Here is a 19,099-nt window from a genome sequence, read left to right as displayed (position 1 = left end):
TCAGGGGTGAGCCGGGGTCCGCTCGCGTGGCGCGGACCCCCTCTCACCTGGTCTTGCTAGGCGAGGCCCGCGACGAGGTCGGCGACGCTCTTGCGGCGTCCCGTGTAGAACGGGACTTCCTCGCGGACGTGCATACGGGCCTCGGAGGCACGCAGGTGACGCATCAGGTCGACGATGCGGTGCAGTTCGTCGGCCTCGAAGGCGAGCAGCCACTCGTAGTCGCCGAGCGAGAACGAGGCGACCGTGTTGGCCCGCACATCGGGGTAGCCACGGGCCATCTTGCCGTGGTCGGCGAGCATGCGGCGGCGGTCCTCGTCCGGCAGCAGGTACCAGTCGTAGGAGCGCACGAACGGGTACACCGAGACGTAGTCGCGGGCGTGCTCGTCGGCGAGGAACGCCGGGATGTGCGCCTTGTTGAACTCCGCGGGCCGGTGCAGCGCCATGTTCGACCACACCGGTTCGAGCGCGCGGCCCAGCTTGGTGCGGCGGAACAGGTTGTAGGCGCCCTGGAGCTCGTCGGAGGTCTCCGCGTGCCACCAGATCATGATGTCGGCGTCCGCGCGCAGACCCGACAGGTCGTAGGTGCCTCGGACGGTGACGTCCTTGGCGGCGAGCTGGTCGAACAGCTCCTGGACCTCGTCGGCGTAGCCGGCGCGGTCTTCGGGCAGGACGTCGCGCAGCTTGAAGACAGACCACAGGGTGTAGCGGATGACCTCGTTGAGGTCCTTCGCCTTCTTCCCCGCGTTGGGAATCTTTTCCGGAGCAGCACTCATGTGGCTATTGTCCCGCGTCCCACTGGGTGTTCCGCGCCGGGGTCGACGTGGCGATGATCTCGTTGGCCGCGCGCCAGGCGCTGGCGACGCACGCGGGGATGCCCACGCCGTCGTAGACGGCGCCGCACACGCGCAGTCCTGGCAGCTCGGCGACGGCCGCGCGGATGCGCGCGACCTTGGCGAGATGGCCCACCGGGTACTGCGGAAGGCCGCCGATCCAGCGGTTGACGGTGGTGGCGACGGGCTTCGCGGCGAGGCCCACGGCGTCGCCGAGGTCACCGAGCGAGACGTCCACGAGGTCGGCGTCGTCCCAGTCCAGGTGGCGTTCGTCGCCGTAGCGTCCGATCGAGGTGCGCAGCACGAACAGGTCCTGGCCGCGCTCCTTGACCCAACTCCACTTGTGCGTGGAGAAGGTGGAGGCCTTGATGGTGCGCCCGTCCACCGGCGGCACGAGGAACCCGGAGCGCTCTTCGAGGCCCGCGAGGTCGGCGCGGCGGAAGGCGAGGGTGACCAGGGCCATCGAGGCGTACTCGACCTCGGCGAGTTCGGCGGCGGCGGCCGGCGACGCGTCGGCGAGCAGGGTCGCGGCGGACCAGGCGGGGATGGAGAGGATCACGCCGTCGGCGTCGATGAGCGCGCTGTCGGTCCGGATGCGCCAGCCGTCGGCGGTCCTGGTCAGGCCGAGCACCGGGGTCTCGGTGCGGATCTCGCCGCCCTGGGCGCGTACGGCGTCGGCGACCGCGAGCGGCAGGGTGCCCATGCCGCCGTCCAGGCCCGCGAAGACCGGGCCGCCGCGCTGCCGGGCGGCGGCCTTCGCCCGGATGTCCCGCACGCCGTCGAGGAGCGAGCCGTGGGTGCGGGCCGCCTCGAAGAGCTGGGGCACGGCGGCCCGCATCGAGATCCGGTAGGCGTCGCCCGCGTACACACCGCCGAGCAGCGGCTCCACCAGCCGGTCGACGACCTCGCGGCCGACCCGCCGGGCGACGAACTCGCCGACGCCGATGTCCTCGCCGACCTCGGTGGGCGCGAGGTCGCGGTCCCGCGCGACGCGGGCCAAACCCTCGGCGGACAGGACGTCGTGCAGGGTGTCGGGCCGCGCGGGTACGCCCATGACATGTCCGGTGGGCATCGGCCGCAGGGCGCCCCGGGTCCACAGCGCGGCGTTCGCCGCGGCGGGTGCCTGGATCCGGTCGCCGAGGCCGACCGCGCGGGCGAGCTCCAGGCCCTCGGGGCGCCGGGCCAGCATCGACTCGGCCCCCAGGTCGACGGGCGCGCCCTCGATCTCACCGGAGAGCAGCTTGCCGCCGAGCACCGCGCTGCCTTCGAGCACGGTCACCCGGACGCCGGCGGCGAGCAGCCGGTGGGCGGCGGCGAGTCCGGAGATGCCGCCGCCGACGACGACGATGTGCGGGGTGCGGTCGGGGGCGTTGTCCATGCCTCCACTGTCTCATTGTGGCGCCCACCGGCCGGAACGAGCCCCGACGCGTGCCCGAGCTTCGATCAACTCACCTGTTCCCGAGGTCAGTTGGGCACGACCGTCGGCCAACGCCCGGCCGGCTCCCGAGCGGCCGGGAATCCCGCGCCCCCGCGATACGTATCGTGATCAGGACAAGCGGACCCTCACGAGCGGAGGCAGCACCCATGGCGGCGGAGCGACTGGTGGTCATCGGCGGTGACGCGGCGGGCATGTCCGCGGCCTCGCAGGCCCGCAGGCTCAGGACATCCGACGAGCTGGAGATCGTCGCCTTCGAGCGCTCGGGCTTCACGTCGTACTCGGCGTGCGGGATCCCGTACTGGGTCGGGGGCGCGGTGCCGCGCCACGAGGACCTGATCGCCCGCACGCCGAAGGAGCACCGCGAGCGCGGGATCGATCTGCGGATGGGCACGGAGGTGACGGAGCTCGACGTGGCGGGGCGCCGGGTCAGGGCCCGCGATCTCGCCTCGGGCGCCGAGGAGTGGACCGCGTACGACAAGCTCGTCATCGCGACCGGCGCGCGCCCGGTCCGGCCGGACCTGCCCGGCATCGACGCTCCCGGCGTGCACGGGGCGCAGACCATCGACGACGGGCGGGCGCTCCTGGAGAGCCTGGAGACGGCGGCCGGGGAGCGGCGCGCGGTGGTGGTGGGCGGCGGCTACATCGGCGTGGAGATGGCCGAGGCGCTGCTCGGGCGCGGTTTCGAGGTCACGCTCGTGACGCGCGGGGAGCAGCCCATGAACTCGCTCGACCCGGACCTGGGGCGTCTGGTGACCGAGGCGATGGAGCGCTCCGGGATCCGCGTGGTGACGGGCGCCGAGGTCACCGAGGTGCTGACCCATGAGTCGGGCCGGGTGCGGGCGGTGGCGACGGCTTCGGCCACCTACCCGGCGGACGTGGTGGTGCTCGGCCTGGGTGTCGCTCCGCGTACGGAACTCGCGCGCACGGCCGGTCTGCCGCTCGGCCCTTCGGGCGCTCTGCGCACAGACGCCGCGATGCGGGTGCGCGGGCACGAGAACATCTGGGCGGGCGGCGACTGCGTGGAAGTGCTCGACCTGGTCTCGGGCCGCCACCGTCACATCGCGCTCGGCACGCACGCCAACAAGCAGGGCCAGGTCATCGGCTCCAACGTGGGCGGCGGCTACGGCACGTTCCCGGGCGTGGTGGGCACGGCCGTCACCAAGGTCTGCGACACGGAGATCGCCCGCACGGGACTCACCGAGGCCCAGGCCCGCGAGGAGGGACTGCGGTTCGTCACGGCGAGCATCGAGTCCACCAATGTCGCGGGCTACTACCCGGGCGCGACCTTGATGACGGTGAAGATGCTGGCCGAGCTGCGCACCGGACGGCTGCTCGGCACGCAGATCGTGGGCGGCGCGGGGGCGGCGAAGCGGATCGACATCGCGGCCGTCGCCCTGACCGCCCGCATGACGGTGGAGCAGATGACCGCGCTCGACCTCGGGTACGCCCCGCCGTTCTCCTCGGTGTGGGACCCGGTCCTGGTGGCGGCGCGCAAGGCGGTGTCGGCCGTGCGCGCCACCGGGTAGCGCCTAGCGGGCGGTCTGCTCGTGGACGTACGCGACGAGGCGGGTCAGCGCGTCCGGGTCCATCGAGGGCAGCACCCCGTGGCCGAGATTGAAGATGTGGCCCTCAAGGCCCGCTGCCGCGTCGAGGACTTCGCGGGCCTTGGCCTCGACGGCCCCGGTCGGCGCGTACAGGACGGCGGGGTCGAGGTTGCCCTGGAGCGCCTTGCCGGGGCCGACGCGGCGGGCCGCCTCGTCCAGCGGGACGCGCCAGTCGACGCCGACGACGTCCGCGCCGGCCTCGCCCATGAGACCGAGCAGTTCGCCGGTGCCGACGCCGAAGTGGATGCGCGGCACGTTGTACGGGGCGACCGCGTCGAAGACCTTGGCCGATGCGGGCAGGATGGAGCGCCGGTAGTCGGCGGGGGCGAGCGCGCCCACCCAGGAGTCGAAGAGCTGCACGGCCGAGGCGCCGGCCTCGATCTGCACCTTGAGGAAGGCGGCGGTGATCTCGGCGAGGCGGTCGAGCAGGTCGGCCCAGAGCTCGGGATCGCCGTACATCATGGCCTTGGTGTTCTCGTGGTTGCGCGAGGGGCCGCCCTCCACGAGGTAGCTGGCGAGCGTGAACGGGGCGCCCGCGAAGCCGATGAGCGGCGTGGCGCCGAGCTCACCGGTGAGCATGCCGATCGCCTCGGTGACGTAGTGGACGTCCTCGGGGGTCAGGTCGCGCAGCTTGGCGAGGTCGGCGCGGGTGCGGATCGGGTCGGCGACGACCGGGCCGACGCCCGGCTTGATGTCGAGGTCGATCCCGATGGCCTTGAGCGGGACCACGATGTCGCTGAAGTAGATGGCCGCGTCGACCTTGTGGCGGCGCACGGGCTGGAGCGTGATCTCGGTGACCAGCTCCGGCCGCATGCACGACTCCAGCATGGGGACGCCCTCGCGCACCTTCAGGTACTCCGGCAGCGAGCGCCCCGCCTGGCGCATGAACCAGACCGGCGTGTGCGGGACGGCTTCCCGCCTGCATGCCTTGAGGAACGCGGAGTCGTGCGTCTTGCTGTTCGGCTGGCCCACAGGGCGGTCGTTGGCGCTCACGTCCAGAATCTTCGCATGTGGCCGCAAGCGGCCACCCCGGCCCGGGTGTCCCTACCGGCGCCGGGCCCGCGTTCCGCCTAGTCTTCCCCGCATGGCTGCCGCTCAGGGACGAACTTCGGATGGCGCCGACGGCAGGGAAGCGGCGGACGGTACCACCGTTCCGATCCCCTTCCGTCAGGCCGTCGACGCACTGCGCGCGGCGCGACCGCGCCCCGAGATCGAGGTGGACGAGACGCGGCCGCCCCAGCGTCTCGCGCCGCACGCCTACGCGCTTGAGGCGGCCGTCGTCGAGGGCGAGGACGATCTGGCCGACGGCCGTCTGATCCTGCTGCACGACCCGTCCGGCCACGACGCCTGGCAGGGCACCTTCCGTCTGGTCACCCTCGTACGGGCCGAGCTGGAGCCGGAGATGGCGGCCAACCCGCTGCTTCCCGAGGTCTGCTGGTCGTGGCTGACGGGCGCGCTCGAGGCGCGCGGCCTGTCGTACAAGGAGGCGAGCGGCACGGTCACGCGGGCCGGTTCGTACTACTTCGGCGGGCTCTCCGAGCGGCTTCCGGCCACCCAGATCGAGATCCGCGCGTCCTGGACGCCCCACGAGGGCCGCGGCGGGGTGCCGGACACCGCGGGGCATCTGGCGGCCTGGTGCGACCTGCTGTGCCAGATCGCGGGCCTGCCGCCGGCCTCGGGCGCCGACGACGGGGGCGGCGGCGTAGTCACCCTCCCCCAGCGCCGCGACCCACGCTGAGGCCCCCGGGAGGTCTGCCGCCGAGGGTGGTGGCCTTCGATGGCGGAGGCCTTCGAGGCGGGAGGGGCGCTCTGGCGGGCCCGAGCGACGGCGGCCTTCGAGGCGGGAGGGCGCTGCGGTTGGGCTCGGGGGCGCCCGCTTTTCCCCCTCCACGCCCCCTCCGTTTACCCGCCCCGCGCCTCGCCTCTGGCGGGGTGCGGGGCGTTTTCGTGGGCCCCCGCGCGCGGCCGCGCGCCCCGGAGCGCACTCGACGATCGAGTACGTGTCCGAATTGCCCTAAATGTTTCTCACCAAATCGTGATCATTCTCTAAAGGCCGAAGGCTTTGGTGCCGAAGAGGTTTGTGACCCTAACTGCACGGTTCCCCCCGGCTTCATCCCCGAGCCGGCCCCGTCCGCACCTTTCCAGGAGGCCTGGTGTCCGTTCTTCTTGAGCAGCCCGCAAGCCTGGTCGCCTACCGCCCGAACAAGCCGACGGCCATGGTCGTCGTTGCCGACCCCCGAGTCCGCTCCACCGTCACCCGGCACCTGTGGGCGCTCGGAGTACGTGACGTCATCGAGGCGTCGTCCATCGCGGAGGCCCGTCCCCGCGTCGGCAACCCGCGCGACATCTGCGTTGCCGACGTCCACCTGCCCGACGGTTCCGGGCTGACCCTGCTGTCCGAGACCCGAGCCGCGGGCTGGCCCAACGGCCTGGCCCTGTCCGCCGCCGACGACATCGGCGCCGTGCGCAACGCCCTCGCGGGCGGTGTGAAGGGCTACGTCGTCACCGGCACCCGCACCAACATCGGCCACCCCGGCCGTCCCGGCGCCGCCCCCATCGGCGCCGCGGCCGCCCGTATGCACCGCCGCCCCCCGGGTGCCCCGAGCCACCCGGGCGGCTACCGCGAGCTCTCCGGCCGTGAGGTCGAAGTGCTGCGGCTCGTGGCCGAGGGCCAGTCCAACAAGGCGATCGGCGTCTCGATGGGCCTGTCCGCTCTGACCGTCAAGTCCCACCTCGCCCGGATCGCACGCAAGCTCGGCACGGGGGACCGGGCCGGGATGGTCGCTGTCGCGCTGCGCACCGGAATCATCCACTGACCGAATACTGACCGAATTACGACCCTCACGCGCCCCACCGCGCCCGTCGACGGAACGTTCCGTCGACGGGCGCCGCGCATACACAGATACCCTTGACAGGTGACCGACGCCCATAAGACCGCAGCAGAGACAGCACTGCGAACCACCGGGGGCGCTCCCCCGGACGACGTCGAGAAGGCGCCGATTCCCTTGCTGGAGCCCCGAGAGGGCATTCCGCCCGTCGTAGCCACCGACGACGCGCTGGCCGAAGTCGTCGCCGCGTTCGCGGCCGGCACCGGCCCCGTCGCCGTGGACGCCGAGCGCGCGTCCGGCTACCGCTACGGCCAGCGGGCCTACCTGGTGCAGATGCGCCGCGAGGGCGCGGGCACCGCACTCATCGATCCCGTCGGATGTCCGGATCTCTCCGCTTTGGGGGAGGCACTTTCGGACACCGAGTGGATCTTGCACGCCGCCACCCAGGATCTTCCCTGTCTGCGCGAAATAGGCATGGTCCCTTCCCGGATCTTCGACACCGAGCTCGCCGGACGCCTCGCGGGCTTCCCGCGCGTGGGCCTGGGCGCGATGGTCGAGAGCGTGCTCGGGTACGCCCTGGAGAAGGGCCACTCCGCCGTCGACTGGTCGACCCGGCCGCTCCCCGAGCCCTGGCTGCGCTACGCGGCGCTCGACGTGGAGCTCCTGGTCGACCTGCGGGACGCGCTGGAGAAGGAGCTGGAGCGGCAGGGCAAGCTGGAATGGGCCCACGAGGAGTTCGACGCGATCGCCTCGGCCCCGCCGGCCCCGCCGCGCAAGGACCCCTGGCGCCGCACCTCCGGCATGCACAAGGTGCGCAGGCGCCGTCAGATGGCCGCCGTACGCGAACTGTGGACGGCCCGGGACGCGGTGGCGCAGCGGCGTGACGTCTCGCCCGGCAAGGTCCTCAGCGACTCCGCGATCATCGAGGCCTCGCTCGCGCTGCCCGCCACGGTGACGGCGCTGACCGCGCTCACCGGGTTCGGGCACCGGATGGGGCGGCGCCAGCTCGAGCAGTGGCAGGCGGCGGTCGACCGGGCGAAGGCCCTGTCGGAGGCGGAGCTGCCGCAGCCGGGGCAACCCTTGCAGGGGCCGCCGCCGCCGCGCGCGTGGGCGGACAAGGACCCGGCGGCCGCGGCCCGGCTCTCGGCGGCCCGCGCGGCGGTCTCCGCGCTCGCCGAGCGGCTGAACATGCCGCAGGAGAACCTGATCACGCCGGACACGGTGCGGCGGGTGTGCTGGGAGCCACCGGGGGATCATTCCGAGGCGGCGGTGGCGCAGGCGCTCTCGTCCTACGGCGCGAGGCCCTGGCAGGTCACCCAGGTGACGCCCCTCCTCTCCGCGGCCCTGAGGGACACCCCGGCGACGCCCTGACCCCGGGGTGACCACCCACGACTTTCAGCCGAATTCCCCCACGCTGGCGCTGCCGCGCGGGAGCGCGAACACAACCCGGCCCAGTGGCGGGGCCCCGGGACCCCGGCTGCGGGCCGCGCGGGGCTGGTCGCGCAATTCCCCGCGCCCCTGGCAGCACCGGTACTGGCCCGCGCCGGGCACCCCCAGCCCGTCCGGCGCTTGAGGACGAGGCCGTTCAGGCCGAACGGGGTCTGGGGCGGAGCCCCAGGGAGCCCGGCTGCGGGCCGTGGTCGCTCCTCGCGCAGTTCCCCGCGCCCCTGGCAGGGGTGGTGCCGGCCCACACCGCATATCTCAGCCCGTCCGGCGTTTGAGGACGAGCGCCCTTCAGGCGCGAACGGGGTCTGGGGCGGAGCCCCAGGGAGCTCGGCTGCGGGCCGTGGTCGCTCCTCGCGCAGTTCCCCGCGCCCCTGGCAGGGGTGGTGCCGGCCCACACCGCATATCTCAGCCCGTCCGGCGTTTGAGGACGAGCGCCCTTCAGGCGCGAACGGGGTCTGGGGCGGAGCCCCAGGGAGCTCGGGTGCGGGCCGTGCGGGGCTGGGCGCGCAGTTCCCCGCGCCCCTGGCGGGGTCGGGGCGGGCCCGGGCGGGCACAGGTGGCCGGGGTGGGCCCCGGGAGTGTGACCTTCGCCGCTCCGGGCCAGGGGACTGGGCAGTTTGGTTACCCGTAAGTAGCATGGGTGAGGTGAGCGCACGCTCAGTCGCGTGTGCCAAGCGCAGCAGTGCCATCCCGCACCTGGAGGAGAGCCATCGTGCCTCGTACCGTCAGGGACGTCGTCTTCGTCGACGGCGTCCGCACCCCGTTCGGCAAGGCGGGCCCGAAGGGCATCTACCACGAGACCCGGGCCGACGATCTCGTCGTCAAGGCCATCCGTGAGCTGCTGCGCCGCAACCCGGCCCTGGACCCCGCGAAGATCGACGAGGTCGCCATCGCCGCGACCACGCAGATCGGCGACCAGGGTCTGACCCTGGGCCGCACCGCCGGCATCCTCGCGGGTCTCCCGCAGTCCGTGCCGGGCTACTCCATCGACCGCATGTGCGCCGGCGCCCTGACCGCCGTGACCTCCGTCGCCGGCTCGATCGCGTTCGGCGCGTACGACGCCGTGATCGCCGGTGGCGTCGAGCACATGGGCCGCCACCCCATGGGTGAGGGCGTCGACCCCAACCCGCGGTTCGTCAGCGAGAAGCTGGTCGACGAGTCCGCCCTGTTCATGGGCATGACCGCCGAGAACCTGCACGACCGCTACCCGAACATCACCAAGCGCCGCGCCGACGAGTACGCCGTGCGCTCGCAGGAGAAGGCCGCCAAGGCGTACGCCGACGGCAAGATCCAGCAGGACCTGGTCCCGATCTCGGTGCGCAACACCAACGCCGAGGTGGGCGAGACCGGTTGGGGCCTGGTCACCGCCGACGAGCCGATGCGTCCGGGCACCACCCTGGAGAGCCTGGCGAACCTGAAGACGCCGTTCCGCGTCCACGGCAACGTCACCGCGGGCAACGCGGCCGGCCTCAACGACGGCGCCACCGCGTCGATCATCGCGTCCGAGGAGTTCGCGCGGGAGAACAACCTCCCCGTGAAGATGCGCCTGGTCTCCTACGCCTTCGCCGGCGTGGAGCCCGAGGTCATGGGCTACGGCCCGATCCCGGCCACGGAGAAGGCGCTCGCCAAGGCGGGCCTGTCCATCGAGGACATCAACCTCTTCGAGATCAACGAGGCGTTCGCCGTCCAGGTCCTCGCGTTCCTGGAGCACTACGGCATCGCCGACGACGACGCGCGCGTCAACCAGTACGGCGGCGCCATCGCCTACGGCCACCCGCTCGCCTCCTCGGGCGTACGCCTGATGACGCAGCTGGCCCGGCAGTTCGAGGAGCAGCCCGAGGTCCGCTACGGCCTCACCACCATGTGCGTCGGCTTCGGCATGGGCGCCACGGTCATCTGGGAGAACCCGCACCACAAGGACGCCGGAGGCAGCAAGTGAGCACCACCACCGCTGAGCTTCTCAAGGGCGCGGCCGAGCTGTTCCCGGACGAGGTCGTGACGTCCGCGCACGTACGCCACCTCGAACTGCCCTACGGCGCCGGGCGCTTCGCGCTCATCACGCTCGACAACGGCTTCGACCACACCAAGCCGACCACCTTCGGCCCCGGCTCGCTGGCGAACCTGAACGCCGCCATCGACCAGGTCGAGAAGGAGGCCGCCGAGGGCTCCATCGTCGGCGTCGGTGTCACCGGCAAGCCGTTCATCTTCGCGGTCGGCGCCGACCTCAAGGGCGTCGAGCTCCTGAAGAAGCACGAGGACGCGCTCGCCATCGGCAAGGGCGGCCACGAGGTCTTCAAGCGCCTCGCGGGCCTCGCGGTCCCCACCTTCGCGTACTACAACGGCGCGGCCATGGGCGGCGGTGTCGAGGTCGGTCTGCACTGCACCTACCGCACCGTCTCCAAGGCGCTGCCCGCGTTCTCGCTGCCCGAGGTCTTCCTCGGCCTGGTCCCGGGCTGGGGCGGCTGCACGCTGCTCCCCAACCTGATCGGCGCCGAGAAGGCCGTCTCGGTCATCATCGAGAACTCGCTGAACCAGAACCGTCAGCTCAAGGGCGCGCAGGTCTTCGAACTCGGCATCGCGGACGCGCTGTTCGAGGGCGCCGACTTCCTGGAGCAGTCGCTCATCTGGACGGCGAACGTCCTCAAGGGCGACGTCACCGTGGAGCGCCCCGAGATCGACCGCGGCGAGGCCTGGGACCAGGCCGTCGCCAAGGGCCGCTTCATCGCGGACTCGAAGGTGCACGGCGCGGCCCCGGCCGCCTACCGCGCCCTCGACATCATCGCGGCGTCCAAGGACGGCGACCTCCAGGCCGGCTTCGACGCCGAGGACAGCGCGCTCGCCGACCTCATCATGGGCGGCGAACTGCGCTCCGGCATCTACGCGTTCAACCTGGTCCAGAAGCGCGCCAAGCGCCCGGCCGGCGCCCCGGACAAGAACCTGGCGCGCCCGGTCACCAAGGTCGGCGTGGTCGGCGCGGGCCTCATGGCCTCGCAGCTCGCCCTGCTCTTCCTGCGCCGCCTGGAGGTGCCGGTCGTCCTGACCGACATCGACCAGGAGCGCGTCGACAAGGGCGTGGGCTACGTCCACACCGAGATCGACAAGCTGCTCGCCAAGTCGCGGATCAACCAGGACAAGGCCAACCGTCTCAAGGGCCTGGTCTCCGGTGTCCTGGACAAGGCCGAGGGCTTCTCCGACGCCGACTTCATCATCGAGGCCGTCTTCGAGGAGATCGGCGTCAAGCAGCAGGTGTTCGCGGAGGTCGAGGCGGTCGCCCCGGCGCACGCGATCCTCGCCACCAACACCTCCTCGCTGTCGGTCACCGAGATGGCCTCGAAGCTGAAGCACCCCGAGCGGGTCGTCGGCTTCCACTTCTTCAACCCGGTCGCGATCCTGCCGCTCCTGGAGATCGTCCGCGGTGAGCAGACCGACGACGTCTCGCTGGCCACGGCCTTCGGGGTGGCGCGCAAGCTGAAGAAGACCGCGGTCCTGGTGAAGGACGCCCCGGCGTTCGTCGTCAACCGCATCCTGACCCGCTTCATGGGCGAGATCCAGAACGTCATCGACGAGGGCACCCCGGTCGCCGTCGCCGAGAAGGCCGTCGAGCCGCTCGGCCTGCCGATGTCGCCGCTGGTGCTCCTGGAGCTGGTCGGCCCGGCCATCGGCCTGCACGTCTCCGAAACCCTCAATCGCGCCTTCCCGGACCGCTTCACGGTCTCGGAGAACCTGGCGGCGGTCGTGAAGGCGGGCAAGCGCGGCTTCTACGTCTACGACTCCGGGAAGCCGGAGCTGGACCCGGAGGTCGCCGCCCTCCTCAAGCAGGGCGACATCGCCCTGACCGAGGAGCAGACCCGTGACCGCGTCCTGGACGCGGTGGCGCAGGAGATCGGTCTGATGCTGGACGAGGGCGTCGTCGCCGAGGCCCAGGACATCGACCTCTGCCTGATCACGGGCGCCGGCTGGCCCTTCCACCTGGGCGGCATCACGCCGTACCTGGACCGCGAAGGCGTCTCGGAGCGCGTGAACGGAAAGAAGTTCCTGGCGCAGGGCGTCGCGAGCGTCCCCGCGTAACCCGCCCGTACGACGAAGGCCCCCGCATCTCGGTGCGGGGGCCTTCGTCGTACTCCGACTTCCTTGCTCAGCACCTGTGCTGACGGTGCGTCATGGGCCCGGCACCGTGAAAAGGTGCCGGGCCCATGTCGTACGCGGTGCGGTGAGCGCGCTCAGATCTGCTGCCAGGCCGCGAAGGCGAGGCCCGCCGTGTCGGTGCGCTGGCGGGCGATCCGCAGGCGGCCCTCGGGGGTGAACACGCCGAGCACCACACGGCCCTCGCCGTCCACCGCGAGCGCCGGGGCACCCGCGCACGCCTCGCCGACCGGCGTCCAGGTGACCCCGGCCGCCTCCTGCTCCGTGGGGTAGACCGCTATCGCCGGGCGTCCTTCGGCGTCGCGCTGGGCCAGCACCATGCAGTCGACGCCGTCGATCTCGTGGCGCAGCAGCGCCACCGGGCCCGAGCCCTTGCCGCCGATGGAGACGGCTGGCTCCTCGTCGCGCCAGGCCCGCAGCTCGCCCGACGCGGCGTCCCGCAGGAAGAACGTGACACGGCCGTCCTCGCCGGTCTCGACGCCGTTGACCGTGCCCGTCGCGGGCGTGCCCTCGATCGGCTCGTCGCGCCAGGCAAACTCGGCGTCGCCCTTGGGGCGTTCGTAGACGTGGATGCCGCTGTCGCACGGGGCGTGGATGACCATCCGGCCGCCCTGTGCCGCCACGATCGATATGGAGCGGTCGGCGCCGTTGCCGTTGAGGTCGTCCCAGCCCCGCCACTTGCCGGACGGGTCCTGGCCGCGCGCGGACACGCCGCCGAAGGCGTTGCGCACCACGATCTGCACGTTGTCCGACGAGTCCACGCCGACCGAGGGGTGCCCCATCCGCAGGCCGTCCTCCCAGGCCTTGCGCGAGTAGGGCGAACCGATCACGGCCCAGCTCTTGACCGGGCGTCCGGACTGGTACTGGATGGCGTGCACCAGCTCCGTCCAGGTGCCGCCGTCCTGCATGGGGGTGTGGCGCAGGGCCGCCAGGTGCACATAGCCATCGCTGCCCTGGGCGACCGAGAGGTGCGACTGTAGGCCGGTGCCAGGGGCGACCAGCTCGGGGCCCGTCCAGGCGCCGCCCGGCGCGTTCTCCGTCCAGCGGGCCACGCCGCCCTCGGCGGGCGCGTACGCGGAGAGCCGGCCGTCCTTGCCGAGCCGCAGCCAGGCGGTGACGGTGGGGCTGCCGTCCTCGGCCGCGACGACCGGGGCGGCGGGCGAGGGAGCGGTCCGGATGCCGCCGGACCTGACCGGCCCCTGCTGCGATGTCCCTCGAGACCTCAGTGCCATGGTCCGCGACCACCTTTCCCCACCGGTTCCGCGCGAGGCGTCCGGGTCCAGCAACAAAGCGACTTTCTGCGACCCTAACACTGGTCGCCGCCCCCCGATTTCCCCTGGTATTTCCGTCCCGACGTGCGGCTTTTCGTCACCTGGGAAAGCCCGTCGGCGACCGTTCCGGCGGTTCGCCCGGTCGGGTGAGCACCCCGGGACCCGACAGGCGCGTACGGGTCACAGGGCCCGTACGGGTCAAGAGGGCCCGTACGGGTCAAGAGGGCGCGTACGGGTCACGGAGCCCGTACGCGTCACTGAGCCCGTACGTAGAAGACCGCCCCGTCCACCACGTCGCTCCTGTCGTATCCGCGGGCGAGGAAGCGGCGCAGGGTGGGCAGGCGGCCGGGGGCGAAGGGCTTGCCTCGTGAGTCGTCCACGACCAGCGCGGGCGGTTGGTCGGCGAGCTCGGCGCGGAAGTCCCGCCAGGCCCCGTCGACGCCGTACTTCTCCCCCACCCGGGGCCCGTCGCGGCCGCCGCTGTAGTTGGTGAGCAGCCCCGCGGTCAGGAACCGGCTCGCGGGCGTGCGGTGGGCCAGCCAGTACGTCTCGGGGTGTATGCCCCAGATGAGGACCCGGTCCCCCGCGCCGGTGCGGGCCTCGACCTCGGCGGCGATCCGCACGGCGTGGGCGAGTTCGGGGCGCGGGGCGAGCAGGCCCCACAGCACGAAGAGGGCGCAGGCACAGGCCGAGGTGAGCAGCGCGCCGGTGAGCCGGTACGCCGGCAGGATCTGTAGGGCGCCGGTGGCGAGCAGCACCAGGGGCGGGATGAGCTGGAGGTAGTAGTGGCCGAAGAAGTGGAATCCGAGCAGGACCGCGCCGGCGGACGCGGCCAGCCAGAGCCACAGGTCGGCCGCGCCGGTCCGGGCGATCCGCAGCACCCGCGCGATGGGCGGCAGCAGTCCGGCGCAGCCGGCGCCGAGGAGAGCGGTGTTGGCCAAACCCCGGGCCAGGACGTGGAGTTCGGATCCGGCGAAGGAGGCATACGCCGATGAGCCGGTCACCGTCCAGAACAGGAAGTGGGCGGGCCCCGTGAGCCAGGCCGCCGCCGCGATCGGCGCCGCCACCCCAACCACCGTACACAGCAGGGGAGTTCGGCGTGGCCCGGGATGCTGCCACAGGAGCCACAGGACGGGGACGAGGACGGCGCCGCCGGTCTGTTTGGTCAGACCGGCACCGGCGACCGCGAGCCCGGCTCGCAGCCAGCCGCCCCGGTCCGCACAGCGCACGGCCGCCGCGGTGAAGGGCAGCATGAACACTTCGAAGGTGGCGGCCTGGGCGTCCTCGGGGTTGAGCCCCACGGAGGCCAGCAGATAGAGGACGCCCGCGGTGCGGCCCGCGCTGTCGCCCCAGCGGCGGCGCGCGGTGGAGGCGAGCGCGAGCGCGGTGAGCAACTGGGCGGTGGCCGCGGCCAGGCGCAGCGGGGTGAGCGAGGTGTCGCCGCACAGGGCGAAGGCCGCTTCGTACAGCCAGGGCAGCAGGGGCGGTTTGCGGTCGACGACGGTGGCGTACAGCGTGCCGCCGCTCGCCAGGAGCCGTGCCTGGACGGCGAGATAGCCCTCATCGGGGTTCCACAGCGGGTGCCGGAAGGAGGGCAGGCGGGTGAGGAGCGCGAGGGCGGCGAGGAGGGGGAGCAGCCGCCGCCAGTAGCGGCCCCGCGCGCGGGCGGCCCGCGGGGGCCGGCGGCGGCGCTGGCTCGACGGCGCGCTCGTGGTGACGGATCGTAGCGAGGGCGGCGGCTCGGCGAGCATGCGAGCCACCCTATGCGGCCCCGTATGTCCGGTGAGGACGGACATACGGGGCCTGCGGGAATCAGGGACGATTACCGGGAGTCGCGTCCGGCGCGGGTTTCGAGGCGGCTGTGCCTGCGGCCGTAACCGAAGTAGAAGACCACGCCGATCACCATCCACACGCCGAACCGGATCCAGGTCTCGGCGGGCAGGTTGATCATCAGCCACAGCGACGCGGCCACCGCGAGCGCGGGCACCCAGGGCACCAGCGGGGTGCGGAAGGCGCGGGGCAGGTCGGGGCGGGTGTGGCGCAGGATGACGACGCCCACCGAGACGACGACGAACGCGAACAGGGTGCCGATGTTGACCAGGTCGGCCAGTTCGCTCAGGCTCGTGAACCCGGCGACGATCGCGATGATGACGCCGAGCAGGATGGTCGGGCGGTGCGGGGTGCGAAAGCGCGGGTGCACGTGGGAGAAGAACCGGGGCAGCAGCCCGTCCCGGCTCATCGCGAAGAACACTCGGGTCTGGCCGAGCAGCAGGATCATGCACACGGTGGTCAGGCCCACGGCGGCGCCGAAGCTGATGACGCCGGCGAAGAAGGGGTGCCCGGTGGATTTGAAGGCGTCGGCGAGCGGGGCGTCCACCGACAGCTTGGTGTAGTGCTCCATGCCCGTCACCACGATGGAGACGAGGACGTACAGGACGGTGCACACCAGGAGCGAGCCGAGGATGCCGCGCGGCATGTCCCGCTGGGGGTTCTTGGTCTCCTCGGCGGCGGTGGCCACGATGTCGAAGCCGATGAAGGCGAAGAAGACGACCGAGGCGGCGGTGAAGATGCCCATGACGCCGAAGTTGGTGGGGGCGTAGCCGGACATCAGCTGGATGAGGGGGGCCTTGAGGTCGCTGCCCGCCGTCTGCGGCTGGGCCGGGGGGATGAACGGCGAGTAGTTGGAGGAGGTGATGAAGAACGCGCCCGCGATGATCACGATCAGGACGACGGTCACCTTGATGGCGACGACGACGGTGGTGACCCGGGCGGAGAGCTTCATGCCGAGGACGAGGATGCCGGTGAGCACCAGGACCAGGGCGGCCGCCAGGATGTCGAAGCCGAAGCCGTGCGCGCCGTCACGGCCGCCGAGCGCCGCGGGCAGGTGCCAGCCCGCGTTGTCGAGCAGCGAGCGCACATAGCCCGACCAGCCGACGGCCACCACGGCGGTGCCGAGGGCGAATTCGAGCACCAGGTCCCAGCCGATGATCCAGGCGGGCAGCTCGCCGAGCGAGGCGTAGGAGAAGGTGTACGCCGAGCCCGCGACCGGCACGGTCGAAGCGAACTCGGCGTAGCACAGCGCGGCGAGCGCGCAGACGATGCCGGCGGCCACGAACGCGAGCGAGACGCCCGGCCCCGCGTTCTCCTTGGCGACCTTGCCCGTGAGGACGAAGATGCCGGTGCCGATGATGACGCCGACCCCGAAAACGGTGAGGTCGAGAGCGGACAGGGACTTTTTGAGCGCGTGTTCTGGCTCCTCTGTGTCCTGGATTGACTGCTCGATCGATTTGGTCCGGAACAGACCGGTACTGGCCACCCGTGCACCTCCGCTAGCTCATCGTCCTCGCCATGATCGGGAGGAGGGAGGTACGAGTACCGGGCTGAGCGCGTTTTTCACGCGAACGGGCCGGACCCATCACCCATAAGGGAGACCGGTCCGGCCCATTGGCCGCGTGTCACATGATCAGTCGCGGGCGGGCTCCACCGCCGTGCTGTTCTCCTCGAAGCGTCCGTCCAGCTTGGAGACCAGGCCGGTGACCTGACGGGCGATGTCGGGGGCGGTCAGACCGATCTCCGCCAGCACCTCGCCGCGCGAGGCGTGGTCGAGGAAGCGCGGCGGAATGCCGAAGTCGCGCAGCGGCACGTCCACGCCCGCGTCCCGCAGCGCCTGGCTGATGGCCGAACCGACGCCGCCCGCGCGGCTGTTGTCCTCGACGGTGACCACGACGCGGTGCTTCTCGGCGAGCGGCGCCATGGCCTCGTCGACCGGCTTGACCCAGCGCGGGTCGACCACGGTGGTCGAGATGCCCTGGGCGTCGAGCAGATCGGCGACCTCTAGGCACATCGGCGCGAGCGCACCGACGGAGACCAGGAGCACGTCGGGGCGGACCGCGGCCGACGAGGGCTCGCGCAGCACGTCCATGCCGCCGACGCGGCCGACGGCCTGGACGGCGGGCCCGACCGCGCCCTTGGAGAAGCGCACCACGGTCGGCGCGTCCTCCACCTGGACGGCCTCGCGCAGCTGGGCGCGGACCTGCTCGGCGTCGCGCGGCGCGGCGATCCTGAGGCCCGGCACGACCTGGAGGAGCGACATGTCCCACATGCCGTTGTGCGAGGCGCCGTCGGTGCCGGTGACACCGGCCCGGTCCAGCACGAACGTCACACCGCACTGGTGCAGGGCGACATCCATGAGGACCTGGTCGAAGGCGCGGTTGAGGAAGGTGGCGTACACCGCGAAGACGGGGTGCAGACCGCCGGTGGCCAGGCCGGCCGCGGAGACCGCCGCGTGCTGCTCGGCGATGCCGACGTCGTAGACCCGCTCGGGGAACGCCTTGGCGAACTTGTCGAGGCCCACCGGCTGGAGCATGGCCGCGGTGATCGCGACGATGTCCGCGCGCTCCTTGCCGAGCTTGACCATCTCCTCACCGAACACCGAGGTCCAGTCGAGACCGGAGGTCGACACGGGAAGGCCGGTGTCCGGGTGGATCTTGCCGACGGCGTGGAAGCGGTCGGCCTCGTCGGCGAGGGCCGGCTGGTAGCCGCGGCCCTTCTCGGTGAGGCAGTGCACGATGACCGGGCCGCCGAAGCGCTTGGCGCGCTGGAGCGCCGACTCCAGGGCCTCGATGTCGTGGCCGTCGATCGGGCCGACGTACTTCAGGCCCAGGTCCTCGAACATGCCCTGCGGGGCGATGAAGTCCTTCAGGCCCTTCTTGGCGCCGTGCAGCGTCTCGTACAGCGGCCTGCCGACGACCGGAGTGCGCTCCAGGAGGTCCTTGCCCTTGGCCAGGAAGCGCTCGTAGCCGTCGGTGGTGCGCAGGGTGGCGAGGTGGTTGGCGAGGCCGCCGATGGTCGGCGCGTACGAACGCTCGTTGTCGTTGACCACGATCACCAGGGGGCGGTCCTTGGCGGCGGCGATGTTGTTCAGCGCTTCCCAGGCCATGCCGCCGGTCAGCGCGCCGTCGCCGATGACGGCCACGACGTGGTCGTCCTTCTTCAGGACCTCGTTCGCCTTGGCGAGGCCGTCGGCCCAGCCGAGGACCGTGGAGGCGTGGCTGTTCTCGATGACGTCGTGCTCCGACTCGGCGCGCGCCGGGTAGCCCGAGAGGCCGCCCTTCATCTTCAGCCGCGAGAAGTCCTGGCGCCCCGTCAGGAGCTTGTGGACGTAACTCTGGTGTCCGGTGTCCCACAGGACCCGGTCCTTGGGGGACTCGAAGACGCGGTGCAGTGCGATGGTCAGTTCCACCACACCGAGGTTCGGACCGAGGTGTCCGCCGGTCTTGGAGACCGCGTCCACCAGGAAGGTCCGGATCTCTGCCGCCAGCTGGTCGAGCTGCTCCGGGTTGAGCCGGTCAAGATCGCGCGGTCCCCTGATGCGGGTAAGCAGCGGCACCCGTGCCTCCTCTTGCGTCCGTGCTGGTCGAGCATGCCGATCCGATGAGTCTAATGTTCCGCCCGCGTCGGCGTTCGCAGGGCGGTGCGTTCTACGTCACTCGTATGGCTGACACTCGCCCTGGAAACGGCCGTGCCCGGCGCCACAGGG

At 71.9% G+C, this 19,099-nt stretch carries 13 protein-coding genes; 6 read left to right on the top strand and 7 right to left on the bottom strand.

Translation table 11 applies throughout. From position 1 onward, the window contains the following. Positions 1–56: 56 nt before the first annotated feature. Positions 57–773, bottom strand: coding sequence for a hydrogen peroxide-dependent heme synthase (gene hemQ / locus ABR738_RS31040; RefSeq protein WP_350233251.1), 717 nt, complete (start codon positions 771–773; stop codon positions 57–59). 4 nt (positions 774–777) lie between these two features. Beyond that, on the bottom strand, positions 778–2,208 hold the full coding sequence (hemG, locus tag ABR738_RS31035; protein ID WP_350233250.1) for a protoporphyrinogen oxidase: 1,431 nt from the start codon (positions 2,206–2,208) through the stop codon (positions 778–780). A 206-nt stretch (positions 2,209–2,414) separates the two neighbouring features. Between hemG and ABR738_RS31030 the strand changes: the two genes are divergently transcribed. Beyond that, positions 2,415–3,794, top strand: coding sequence for an FAD-dependent oxidoreductase (locus ABR738_RS31030; protein ID WP_350233249.1), 1,380 nt, complete (start codon positions 2,415–2,417; stop codon positions 3,792–3,794). Positions 3,795–3,797: 3 nt separating this feature from the next. Here the strand turns inward: ABR738_RS31030 and hemE are convergent, their stop codons facing one another. After that, on the bottom strand, positions 3,798–4,865 hold the full coding sequence (gene hemE / locus ABR738_RS31025; protein ID WP_350233248.1) for a uroporphyrinogen decarboxylase: 1,068 nt from the start codon (positions 4,863–4,865) through the stop codon (positions 3,798–3,800). Between the two features lie 91 nt (positions 4,866–4,956). Between hemE and ABR738_RS31020 the strand changes: the two genes are divergently transcribed. The 5 genes from ABR738_RS31020 (at position 4,957) to ABR738_RS31000 (ending at position 12,214) form a co-directional block, all read left to right on the top strand. Further along, complete coding sequence (locus ABR738_RS31020; RefSeq protein ID WP_350233247.1) at positions 4,957–5,610, top strand: DUF3000 domain-containing protein; 654 nt, start codon at positions 4,957–4,959, stop codon at positions 5,608–5,610. A gap of 415 nt (positions 5,611–6,025) precedes the next feature. Beyond that, complete coding sequence (locus tag ABR738_RS31015; protein WP_114039865.1) at positions 6,026–6,688, top strand: helix-turn-helix transcriptional regulator; 663 nt, start codon at positions 6,026–6,028, stop codon at positions 6,686–6,688. 99 nt (positions 6,689–6,787) lie between these two features. Next, positions 6,788–8,071, top strand: a complete 1,284-nt coding sequence (locus tag ABR738_RS31010; protein WP_350233246.1) for an HRDC domain-containing protein — start codon at positions 6,788–6,790, stop codon at positions 8,069–8,071. 787 nt (positions 8,072–8,858) lie between these two features. Next, a complete protein-coding gene (locus ABR738_RS31005; protein ID WP_350233245.1) occupies positions 8,859–10,085 on the top strand; it encodes a thiolase family protein in 1,227 nt (408 codons plus the stop codon). Next, positions 10,082–12,214, top strand: a complete 2,133-nt coding sequence (locus ABR738_RS31000) for a 3-hydroxyacyl-CoA dehydrogenase NAD-binding domain-containing protein (RefSeq protein ID WP_350233244.1) — start codon at positions 10,082–10,084, stop codon at positions 12,212–12,214. Before ABR738_RS31005 ends, ABR738_RS31000 begins: the two co-directional genes overlap by 4 nt. Positions 12,215–12,366: 152 nt before the next feature. Here ABR738_RS31000 and ABR738_RS30995 read toward each other — a convergent pair whose 3' ends face one another. The 4 genes from ABR738_RS30995 to dxs all read right to left on the bottom strand — a co-directional run bounded on the left by ABR738_RS30995 (position 12,367) and on the right by dxs (position 18,949). Then, positions 12,367–13,521: a PLL family lectin gene (locus tag ABR738_RS30995; protein WP_350233243.1), complete on the bottom strand. Its 1,155-nt coding sequence runs from the start codon at positions 13,519–13,521 to the stop codon at positions 12,367–12,369. 293 nt (positions 13,522–13,814) lie between these two features. Further along, complete coding sequence (locus tag ABR738_RS30990) at positions 13,815–15,311, bottom strand: glycosyltransferase family 39 protein (protein WP_350233242.1); 1,497 nt, start codon at positions 15,309–15,311, stop codon at positions 13,815–13,817. A gap of 71 nt (positions 15,312–15,382) precedes the next feature. Beyond that, on the bottom strand, positions 15,383–16,876 hold the full coding sequence (locus ABR738_RS30985) for an amino acid permease (protein ID WP_350233241.1): 1,494 nt from the start codon (positions 16,874–16,876) through the stop codon (positions 15,383–15,385). Between the two features lie 147 nt (positions 16,877–17,023). Beyond that, positions 17,024–18,949 (bottom strand): 1-deoxy-D-xylulose-5-phosphate synthase, encoded by a 1,926-nt coding sequence (gene dxs, locus ABR738_RS30980; RefSeq protein WP_350233240.1) that lies wholly within the window; start codon positions 18,947–18,949, stop codon positions 17,024–17,026. Between the last annotated feature and the right edge of the window lie 150 nt (positions 18,950–19,099).

It is taken from the genome of Streptomyces sp. Edi4 (assembly GCF_040253615.1).
Lineage (GTDB): Bacteria > Actinomycetota > Actinomycetes > Streptomycetales > Streptomycetaceae > Streptomyces.
The sequence above is the reverse complement of the archived record's forward strand: the minus strand, read 5'-3'. Positions and strand labels throughout refer to the sequence as shown.

What these genes read in the sequence shown, in the direction of transcription:
- hemQ (WP_350233251.1), bottom strand. Translation starts at nt 773, where the DNA reads ATGAGTGCTGCTCCGGAAAAGATTCCCAACGCGGGGAAGAAGGCGAAG.
- hemG (WP_350233250.1), bottom strand. Translation starts at nt 2,208, where the DNA reads ATGGACAACGCCCCCGACCGCACCCCGCACATCGTCGTCGTCGGCGGC.
- ABR738_RS31030 (WP_350233249.1), top strand. Translation starts at nt 2,415, where the DNA reads ATGGCGGCGGAGCGACTGGTGGTCATCGGCGGTGACGCGGCGGGCATG.
- ABR738_RS31020 (WP_350233247.1), top strand. Translation starts at nt 4,957, where the DNA reads ATGGCTGCCGCTCAGGGACGAACTTCGGATGGCGCCGACGGCAGGGAA.
- ABR738_RS30995 (WP_350233243.1), bottom strand. Translation starts at nt 13,521, where the DNA reads ATGGCACTGAGGTCTCGAGGGACATCGCAGCAGGGGCCGGTCAGGTCC.
- ABR738_RS30990 (WP_350233242.1), bottom strand. Translation starts at nt 15,311, where the DNA reads ATGCTCGCCGAGCCGCCGCCCTCGCTACGATCCGTCACCACGAGCGCG.